Source organism: Deltaproteobacteria bacterium RIFCSPHIGHO2_02_FULL_44_16 (genome assembly GCA_001798185.1).
Classification (GTDB): domain Bacteria; phylum UBA10199; class UBA10199; order 2-02-FULL-44-16; family 2-02-FULL-44-16; genus 2-02-FULL-44-16.
Genome location: MGRM01000013.1, coordinates 1 through 9,631, shown reverse-complemented (window position 1 = coordinate 9,631; position 9,631 = coordinate 1). Strand labels below are relative to the sequence as shown.

Genomic DNA, 9,631 nt, shown 5'->3' with positions numbered 1-9,631 from the left:
ATTCAAAGGAGGAGAACCTCAAGGAGGCGGACCGCAGGGCGGAAATCCTGGTGGAAACCCACAAGGCTCATTCTCACCTCCCCCAAAAAGTGAGGCGGGAGGTGGACCGAGCGGCGGTCCGCTAGGTGGAAGCTCGGGAGATGGGTCGTTCGGAGGTGAAGCACCGGCCGGAGGTGCAACATTCGGAGATGGCTTCTCAGGCGGAACTGGTCCACAAGGAGGTGGCGGGCCATCCGGAGGCGGAGCACCAAGTGGAGGACCTGCGGGGCAATAAGCAAACAATAAAAGCAATGTGCAAAAAATGCATATTGCTTTTATGTTAGGGTGATATTCCCTTTTCGAAGCTCCTTCCGCAACTCTTTATGCTCCGGAAACGTCAGTGCAACGAGTTTCCAAAAACGAGATCCATGATTCATCTCTTTCAGATGGCACAACTCGTGAACAATAATGTAATCCGCGAGATGCGGCGGGAGCATCGCGATTTTTACATTGAAATTCAAATTGCCTTTGCGCGAACAACTTCCCCATCGCGTTTTTTGATTGCGAATAGAGACATTGTGGTAGGTGAATTTGTAATAGTCGTTGAAGTACTCGAGGCGACGATGCACAAGTTCGAGAGCGACAACTTTGAGTCGTTTCAATTCAAGTTTCGAGATCGGCTTTTTCTCGACCGGCGTCTTTTTCTTCATCGCGTCAATCTTGCCGAGAATCCATTCGGCCTTTTCGAGAAGGAACTTCTCGACATGTCGCTCATCCATCCGCTTCGGAATCGAGACAACAAAACGCCCGCCGGGATAAACGGCGAGGCGCATGCGCCGAGAACGAAGACTCGCTTTGAGCTCGTACTCGACCGGTTGATTTCGAAGCAGGATCGTTCGTTGCATATTTTCCCCCTTTCTACTTTATGCTTTCTCCTTTCTACTTTTTCTTATCCTTCTTTGGTTTCTTTACATTCTTTTGCTGCGCGTTATTTCCTTTTGCCATACAATATTTCTATTTATGAATAAATTGTTTTATCTGCGTAAGTGCTTCTTCGACGGATCCGTCATTCACAATCACATTCTCAAAAGATTTTGCTTGTTCTGCAAATGACGCATATTTATACTCGACCCCTCCTTGTCCTTGTTTATGTATTTGTTCAAAATCTCGTTGTTCCAAACGTGCTTTATACACATCAAACGATGGAAGAATCATAATCTTGGTTGCGTCCAAAGGAAATACAGATGGATCTACGTCTGCCATTCCAATAAGCACAGACCCGTTTCCAACACATGTTCTTACAAGTTCCTTCGCTTTCGCCAACCGATCTTCAGGCCCCGTTAACCCATGTCCGTACTCTTCCAAATCATACGCCTCAATCCCCTCTTGTTTTGCCGCGCCGATAATGGTTGATTTTCCAGACCCTGGTGGGCCAAGCAAAAGAATGAAATGCATAGTGATGACATAAATTATATCACATCTTTTTGGAAATCGTTGCAATAAGTTTCTGTTTTTCCTCGCGCGACAACTTTTTCATGCGAGCTTCCGCCTTCGACGCCGTTGAACGCGTGCGGTATTTCTTCGAGAAAACGAGCATGACAGGTCGACGAGCGCGGGTGTATTTCGCCGCACGGGACGAGGTGTTGTGTTCGAGAATGCGGCGATCGAGGTCGGTGGTGATGCCGGTGTAGAGGGTGAGGTCGGCGCAGGAGAGGATGTAGAGGTGGTACATATGTTTTATCGCGTCATCCCGAAGGAGTTCGACGACGAGGGATCTCCCCGCGATCTGTATGTTATTCCTCAACAGAAAGCCGCGCTTTCCAATATGCACACCAATCGCACGATTTTCCGAATGCCGGTGCAGCATCGCTCTCCAAACAGGTTTTAATTTTGACGAGCGTTTTCTCTACCCAAGAATCATCGCCGACATATTCAATGAGGTTCACATCAAAATCAATCTTCTTATCAAACGCCTGTCGATCCATCTTGCCTGTGCAGTAGACAAAGTATCCGATATTCGAGACGTTCAACCCGTTTTGACGAAGCAGCCACTGATACACTTCCATCTGACGCTTGTACCCGTCTTGCCACTCCTTATCAAGTACCGTCACTGCCTCATCCTTCGCCGTCGCTTTATAATCGACAACAATATGTTCACCCTTGCTATTGATCCACAAGTCGTCGATCGCTCCCGTCACAAGCAATCCTGTTTTCTTATGCAAAAATTTCACCCCGCCAAAGTTGCGACGCCACTCATCCAGTTCTTCATGTGCCATCGGTCGCGCATCGATTCCATATTCCGCTTGAAGCGGATGTTGTTCCCCTTTTACACGATACGAATCGAACTCTTGTTTGAGGAGATGATCCACCGCGCTGTTAATAGAGAACGGAAAGCCTGGCACTCGCTTCACGCCGATTTTGTTGTCGAGATAGAAACAATGCGGACACTCGATGAAGAGGTCGATTTTGGAACGGGAGAGTTTCCAGTTGTGACCACCGTAGTTCCAGTCGGCTTTGCGATGAGGTTGATAAAAGATGGACATAATTATTTCAACAATTTCTTTACGCTCGAATTCAGAAGAAGAGATTTCATTTGTGTAATGGCTGTTTCATTTAATTTCAACAATCGCTCTTTTTGAGACATTCCCATGCGGATAAATTCCGCATTGATCCCCTCAAGATTCGCGAGACACACCAGCTGATACACATCTGCGTAGTCGCGCATATTTCCTTCTTTGTTTTTGTTCTGATCTTTCCATGCTTTTGCTGTCATACCAAACAATGCAACATTCAACACATCCGCTTCATTTGCGTAAACAATCGTCGCATCTGCTTGCGATAATTTTTGGGGGAGAATAATTGTTTCTTTTATGGCATCTGTGTGGATTCTGTAATTGATTTTTGTGAGCATTCGTTTAGCATCCCAACCGAGAATCAATCTTTCGTTTTCTTCAACTTTTAATCTTTGGAATTCTTTAATCATGTACAACTTGAATTCGGCTGAAATCCAAGAAGCGAATTCAAATGCAATGTCTTTATGTGCAAATGTACCGCCACCGTAACGACCGGATTTTGAAATTATTCCGATGGCATTCGTTTTTTCTATCCATTTTTGAGGTGTAAGAACAAACGCGTTACTTCCAACCTCTTTTTTAAAGGTGTCGAATTCGACACGGTTAAAATTTTCATTATGAAACTGTTCCCAAAGTCCAATAAATTCAACAGTAAAACGTGTTTTCATCCAGTTTTGGATAACATATCTTGGATCATCCTCATTTTTATACCTCGCCATATCTGTTAGCGAAATAAAATTATCCTCATTTTCCGACAACGTAACAGCAATCAGTTGATTTTTGATTTCTATTTTTTGATGTTTCATAAAAATTTCTCATTACGGCAAATTCACCACAATTACATACCCACCATATTCCCGTGTCCTTTGAGAAATAACAAACAAGATGTGGATAAAAATATGTCCGTATCTCACATCCCTTTTTCCACAGGCGACATTCCGTCTAAAATTTTATGAGGGAAATAATTCCACGCATCCGTAACCAGCTCAATCGCATTGCTTAATTCGAGCGGATTTCCCTTATCAAACATCATAACAACTTTCATCATGTCGTCGTTGTCTTCTTCATAAAAAATTGCATCTTTCACATCTTGCAAAGAAAAATCGCTTTCGGTGACGCGAAGCATGTCTTCAAGTTCTTGTTCGAGTTCTTTACGGTATTCGAAGATTTGTTGTTTGGATTCGGGGGGCATAGAGAAATCAATTTTTAACCGAGTACTTTTTAAATCCTGGATTTTTAATCGTGGAAACAGAACGCATCTGCGTCTTTACTTCTTGCTTAGAAGCACCAATCCTTTTCATGGTAGTAAACCAACGTGGTTGACCTTCAAGCAAGTCGTTGAGACGTTTCAAATTATGACAGTCATTACGCATTTGCTCTAAATCTTTTTTAGAGAGATCGTGCACGAATGCGTACAAAAGTTTTTTGTTCCCATTCTTACTTTGTCCAAAACGAGTTAGCTCATTCATGGGATCATTAGGTTGATTTTTTGTACTAAACCACCAACTAACATATCTTTGAACGACCTCTTTCAAGAAATCAAGATGCTCTTCCAAACAAAAATCTTGTATTTTGTTTTCTAAATCCAGTAACAACTCATTTAAATCATGACTGGATAAACACTTCCCATCTTTCTGCACACTGATATTTTTCAAGAGTAATTCTATCCCATGACGAATGTTAAAAACAATCGCGATAATTTTTCCTCCATCAAACAAGTCATACATTGCCTTATCTTGCTCATCAAACCATTTCTTTTTACCACATTGATCTTCAAGCATTAGTGCGTTGAGTCCGCCCTCTGCCAGCGATAAAAATCCATGCACAAAGGGCATCAATGCAGTTTCAATCTTTATCACTTTGGTTTTGAATTGTGGCATATTTTAAACCTCATCTACGTTTCCACATTTTGGACACGCATATGGCATTCCACCCAAACGTATACTTCCTGTAATACTGGACAAAAGGTTGTCTTTAAGGAAACCATAACCACACTGTGAGCAGTGATGCACTGGCAAACCGAGATATCCGCTTGTAATTTGTGACAAACTACCGAAATCACTAATTGGTTGTACTCGGGTTGCTCCCATTCGGATGGGAAGCGTGGCTCGTGCTTCTTTTAATCTCTCAATATCTTTTCTTACTTCCATTAGTTCACCTTCACTAGCCCCGTTATTAGCGAGTATATTTTCTTTTTCTGCAATCAATAGATCAAAACGATCTTCAGCCTCTTTTTGTCTTTGTTCATTCTTTTCTATGACTTCTGCAAGTTGTTGATCCGCTTTAGTTCTTATTTCTTGTTGGAACTTCTCCATGCTCTCTTTGTAATCTTTGCTTTGCCGAAAAATTATGACTGCAGCAACTATTGCCAGCAAACCAACAAAAACACCTGTCAGACCAACCAAAAAACTATACAAACTAACCCACGAACCAAGTTGAGTATTTGTTTTTTCTAAAATCTCAATATATTTTGCATCAAGAGTAGCGTAAATTTGTTGCCCGAACATGTCTGTTAGGATAGGTTGTGACATAGTGCTAATTGAACTTTATCATCCTTGCTCTAAACCACTCCTCTGTCTCCTTATCCACAAAATACACATAACATCCCTTCTGCCCGCGCGTCATTAATGTTCGATATGTATTCTTCACAATCAAATCCAAAGTCTTCATTGTATTCTCCGGATCCTCCATCAAAAGTTTCTTATATCCATGAACGGATTTATCACTGCTCGCACGTTGTGTAACATCTGTAACAACTTCCCCGTTGCGGATAACAAAATCAAGACCGATGATCACCCCAACATAATCGAGTTCGAGGCCTTGGCATGTGTGAATACATCCGACTTCTTTCACGGAATCTGGTTTTACAATCCACAACATTCCATCCGTATCTAAATTCCATTTCGCGCTGAAGTTTTGTTCAGGAAAAATAATGTCGTCCATGAGTGGATTCTTTTTGCTCAACCATTTCCAACAATAACCAGCGACCATGCGGGCCTTGTTATTGATTTTATTTTTCTCGTAAATCAGATCACGGAGTTCGTTTGCAGAACTCATAACGCGAAAATCGTAATCGATTCCTTCAAGTGTTTCATTTGCAGTCTCTCGAATTTGCAACGCATTGTCGAGCCAAGAAAGGTAACCATCGGAACCATTGCAACGGAATTGTGATGTAAGTTCCATTTCATGAACTGTTGCACCAAGACCAATAGCCCATCGACGAATCTCATCCTTCGTTCCAATGTCATGGAGAGTTACTTTTTGATTTTCGTCAACAAAGAAAATGCTGAACTTTGATGCTTCAATAATTTCTTTCACCTGATTTTCTCCCATGTGTTTGAACATGCCCGACTTAGCATTTAACCGATGAGCCTCATCGACAATCAATGCATCAAAAACATTATTTTGCACATGATGGAAACTTCCAGATCCGCTAAATAAGTTAGAAATCTGAGAACGCTTTAGTGTTCCTGCCAATTTACTTTCATAGACGAGTCGCGGTGCAGAGTTACGCGTAATGTACTGCGTGTTCAATTGTTTCTTTGTGAGTTGAACAAGTAAGTTGATCGCGACAACCGTCTTCCCCGTCCCCGGCCCACCCTCAATAATCAAAACGTGTTTATCTTTCTCTGTTGACTCTGTCGCTAATTTCTTTGCCGTTTCAAAAACAATCTTTTGATCATCGATCATTATAAACTCTTGATTCCCTTGAAGAAGCGAACTGAGTTTATCGGCAAGATTTTTTGATGGGCGGATTCTTCCATTATCGATGCGATACAAAATATTTTTGTTGTCGCCATGCTTTACAAATTTTTTGATAAACGCACGCAACGCCAAAGCATCGGGTTTCAAAAACAACGGAGCTTTATCAATATATTCTGCATACGATGAGTCAGAAATGACTTCATCTGGTGTGTAGTTGTGGAGATATGCGCACGGATTGATTTCGATTTCTTCCTCTTGAACGGTCTGATTATAATCTTCGATCAACATTGCATAAGACCATGCCTGATAGGATGGGTGGTTCACTTCTCGGAGCGCATGACCCACATATGTTTCAACAACGGCATCTTTTCCCGTCATAGATGCTGTAGACCACTGTTTCAATTCAATCAAGACAACAGCTTCTTTATTCTGTTCGTTTAATCCCGTCAAAATAAAATCCACACGACGTGATGTCTGTGGAATTTTATATTCGATAGCAACGCCGGCATCTGCTGGAATATCTTGATCATCCAAAATACGCGCCATGTACGGCATGGAATTCTGCCAAGACATTATTTCGTTGATGCTGGTGCTGTGACCAAGTTTTTCTTGAAAGGCATAGAGGATTTCATTATGAATATCGTTAGACATTACGTCATTCAAAAATCCTTGCTTTGTAGAAGAGTAAACGATCATATTTAAAGCTCTGTATATTTAGCATGATTTCCTTTTGCTTTTGCTTCCGGATATTTCGCTTCATTTTTTTGAAGCTTGCTTTCAAGAGCTTTCAATAGATCAATATCTAAATCATGACTCATGAGCAAAACCCAATACAAAACATCTGCAAGCTCATCACTGATCGCTTCTTTATGAGATACGACGTACGTCTCCATTTCCTCTTTACTCTTCCATTGGAAATGCTCCATAACCTCGGTTGCCTCCAAAACCAAAGAAAGCGAAAGGTCTTTCGGATTATGGAATTGCTTCCAATCTCGAGCATCGCGGAAAGCAACGATCCGAGAGATGAGTTCATTAAGTTTTCCTAAAGTTTGTTCAGACATAGATTTCCCACCCATTCTCCCCCATCCCCCCGAAAAAATAAAGCCTTGTGTGAATACCTTCACCTTGGTGCCCTCGCCGGGGTTCGCACAACAAATGAAACGAGTGAAAAGCAAAATTCGATTTTGGTTTTCCGAGTGAATGCAGTTGTCTTGCCTCTTTAGGCAAAACCCGGACATCGGGTGTAGAAAACCCGTGGTCTATCCAGTTAGCCTACAAGGGCAAAAATAAAAAAACACAATATCGGCGGGATGAGAATCCTTGGGATAGTGTGTTTTATCGTCTTTGGTTCCGATTTGGTGTCATGTAAGTCTATTCTCCCCTATCCCACGCACAAAATCAACCCAACCAAAAAGCCGAACCCCATGGGCTCGACTCTTCTTATTTACTTACACATCAACTACCCTAAGCCGTTCAAGGCCATGCTCTTCAAATTCTTTTGCATAACTGCCATAAATTTTATGCACCCGTTCAGGAAGCCACTGTTTCGCTTTCATCTCTTTTTCTTCCTCTTTTGTAACCGTTCGATAAAAATCTCGTTTGCCGAGACGTGTTTCGAGTTCGTGCCAAAACACATTATCGTCATAATCTTCCGAAAGATGTTCTTCTTCTTCGCAGAGTTTATCCGATGGTAACAAAGAACCTTCAAATTCTTGAACCATCTCATGCCATCCAAGACGATGAGCTGCGATCAACAAGCGTTTTTGTATCGCCTCACATGGTTCGGAGCTTTTTCCTCGTTCATCCGCCAACATACCAAGAATGCCGGAACCGAGCATAACTTCCAAAAGCAAATCGCGAAATTCTTTTTTGGTGAATGAAAGTTGAATTGAATCCATAAAATAATTCTTATGATTTTATTTCTCTCCCAATCTTCCACACCCCCTTCTCGCGAAACGCAGGAATCGATTGCCGGCGAGCGGAATTGAGAAGTGTTTGCAAAGATGACGGATGTGTTTTTGCAAAATCTGCAAGCGTTACAATTTCTTCTCCGCGAAGATAGGCAAGACGCTTGTGAAGCGATTCAAGCAAGGAGAGTGCGAGAATCTTTTCCATACGTATGGCTTTTTTTGTCTCACGATATTCCCCGAACGTTTTGTAATAATTTTGTTTTTCTTTATCGCGAATGATAATGTTTGGAAATCCGAATTGTCCGAGCTGTAGGTTGATGAGCACACGTCCAATACGACCGTTACCGTCACAAAAAGGATGAATCGTTTCAAACTCCAAATGAAACATCGCAATCTTATCAAGAAGATATCGATCATGATCATTTGAATATCCTGTGAGCAAAGTGTCCATCATCCCGCCAACTTTTTCCGGTGCGGGAGCAATGTGCGATCCGACGCGCACATATTCGCCTGATGCGCGAAAACGTCCGGCAAATTCATCATTGATATTTCCAATCAACATCTTATGCAACAATAAAATGCGTTCTTTTGTGAGTTCATCTTTTGTTTTGTCTCGAATGTATTCCATCACGCGAGCCAAATTTTTTGCCTCAAACACTTCGCGAACGGAAACATCACGCGAAACTTCCATTTCAAGTAAAATCCGTTCCGTTTCTTTAAGAGTCAGTGTCGAATTTTCAATGGCGTTTGAATTAAAAACACTCTCGGAAAGCTCTGTTTCGTTGATTAATTTCAATAAAGCCTCTTTCCCGACGGAAAGCTGATCAAATTCAATCTTTCGTTTTTTAATCCGTGTTTTTATCAGATTTGATGTTGCCATATGCCAATACTATACATGATTAACGACTTTTTGTCAAAAAAACGTTAATATATTCAAAAAGCAACCTCCATTCACGATTTCGACCAAAAAGCCGAGCCCGTCACAGGCTCGGCTTTTTCACTTACTTACATCCCCCACCACAACATCCTCCCTTCATCACCTCCTCATCCTCTGCAATATCTTCCTCACATCCACCCTCACAACCTTCTCCATTACATCCGCCTTCGCACTCCTCACATCCTTCACACTCCTCCTCTCCACAATCATCCTCGCCACAACAATCAAACTCTTCCTCATCATCCGATGGGAACAAAACTTCGAAGCACTCTTCCGGCAGCGCGCGATACTTTTGTGTCAAAAGCATGTCGTGTGCGCATTCGATCCATTCGTTTGTGCGTTCGAGTTCTGACTCGACGGCCGCGCAGGATTCTTCTGCCATGTTGAGCATGTCCGTTGCAACGCTTACGCCAATCTCGCGATCTACCTTTTGATCTTCTGTTGCGAGCTCAAGCATACGAGCCGCGACTTCGGATTCTAATTTACAGTGTTCCAAGTTTTCGGACTCCTCGTAAAAATCAAACGCG

At 42.1% G+C, this 9,631-nt stretch carries 13 protein-coding genes and 1 pseudogene; 1 reads left to right on the top strand and 13 read right to left on the bottom strand.

Features of this window, described 5'->3' with window-relative positions:
• Positions 1-274 (top strand): annotated as a pseudogene (locus A3C46_02715) (hypothetical protein).
• Between the two features lie 40 nt (positions 275-314).
• Here A3C46_02715 and A3C46_02710 read toward each other — a convergent pair.
• The 13 genes from A3C46_02710 to A3C46_02650 form a co-directional block, all read right to left on the bottom strand.
• The gene (locus tag A3C46_02710; GenBank protein OGQ22335.1) at positions 315-884 is read right to left on the bottom strand and encodes a hypothetical protein; all 570 of its coding nucleotides are present in this window, start codon (positions 882-884) and stop codon (positions 315-317) included.
• A gap of 109 nt (positions 885-993) precedes the next feature.
• Positions 994-1,434 carry a hypothetical protein gene (locus A3C46_02705; GenBank protein OGQ22334.1) on the bottom strand — a complete coding sequence of 147 codons (441 nt, stop codon included), beginning with the start codon at positions 1,432-1,434 and terminating at the stop codon, positions 994-996.
• Positions 1,435-1,453: 19 nt separating this feature from the next.
• Positions 1,454-1,711, bottom strand: coding sequence for an endonuclease (locus A3C46_02700; GenBank protein OGQ22333.1), 258 nt, complete (start codon positions 1,709-1,711; stop codon positions 1,454-1,456).
• A gap of 61 nt (positions 1,712-1,772) precedes the next feature.
• Positions 1,773-2,522, bottom strand: a complete 750-nt coding sequence (locus A3C46_02695; protein OGQ22332.1) for a hypothetical protein — start codon at positions 2,520-2,522, stop codon at positions 1,773-1,775.
• Between the two features lie 2 nt (positions 2,523-2,524).
• A complete protein-coding gene (locus tag A3C46_02690; protein OGQ22331.1) occupies positions 2,525-3,358 on the bottom strand; it encodes a DNA-binding protein in 834 nt (277 codons plus the stop codon).
• 104 nt (positions 3,359-3,462) lie between these two features.
• Positions 3,463-3,744 carry a hypothetical protein gene (locus tag A3C46_02685; protein OGQ22330.1) on the bottom strand — a complete coding sequence of 94 codons (282 nt, stop codon included), beginning with the start codon at positions 3,742-3,744 and terminating at the stop codon, positions 3,463-3,465.
• A 7-nt stretch (positions 3,745-3,751) separates the two neighbouring features.
• Positions 3,752-4,432 (bottom strand): hypothetical protein, encoded by a 681-nt coding sequence (locus A3C46_02680; protein ID OGQ22329.1) that lies wholly within the window; start codon positions 4,430-4,432, stop codon positions 3,752-3,754.
• Positions 4,433-4,435: 3 nt separating this feature from the next.
• A complete protein-coding gene (locus A3C46_02675; GenBank protein OGQ22328.1) occupies positions 4,436-5,083 on the bottom strand; it encodes a hypothetical protein in 648 nt (215 codons plus the stop codon).
• A 4-nt stretch (positions 5,084-5,087) separates the two neighbouring features.
• Entirely contained in the window at positions 5,088-6,953 is a 1,866-nt protein-coding gene (locus A3C46_02670) for an AAA family ATPase (protein ID OGQ22327.1), read from the bottom strand.
• Between the two features lie 2 nt (positions 6,954-6,955).
• Positions 6,956-7,318 (bottom strand): nucleotide pyrophosphohydrolase, encoded by a 363-nt coding sequence (locus tag A3C46_02665; protein ID OGQ22326.1) that lies wholly within the window; start codon positions 7,316-7,318, stop codon positions 6,956-6,958.
• Positions 7,319-7,705: 387 nt separating this feature from the next.
• Entirely contained in the window at positions 7,706-8,155 is a 450-nt protein-coding gene (locus A3C46_02660; protein ID OGQ22325.1) for a hypothetical protein, read from the bottom strand.
• A 10-nt stretch (positions 8,156-8,165) separates the two neighbouring features.
• Entirely contained in the window at positions 8,166-9,047 is an 882-nt protein-coding gene (locus tag A3C46_02655; GenBank protein ID OGQ22324.1) for a hypothetical protein, read from the bottom strand.
• A gap of 121 nt (positions 9,048-9,168) precedes the next feature.
• Positions 9,169-9,631 (bottom strand): hypothetical protein (locus A3C46_02650; GenBank protein OGQ22323.1); only part of this gene is annotated, 463 nt, incomplete at its 5' end.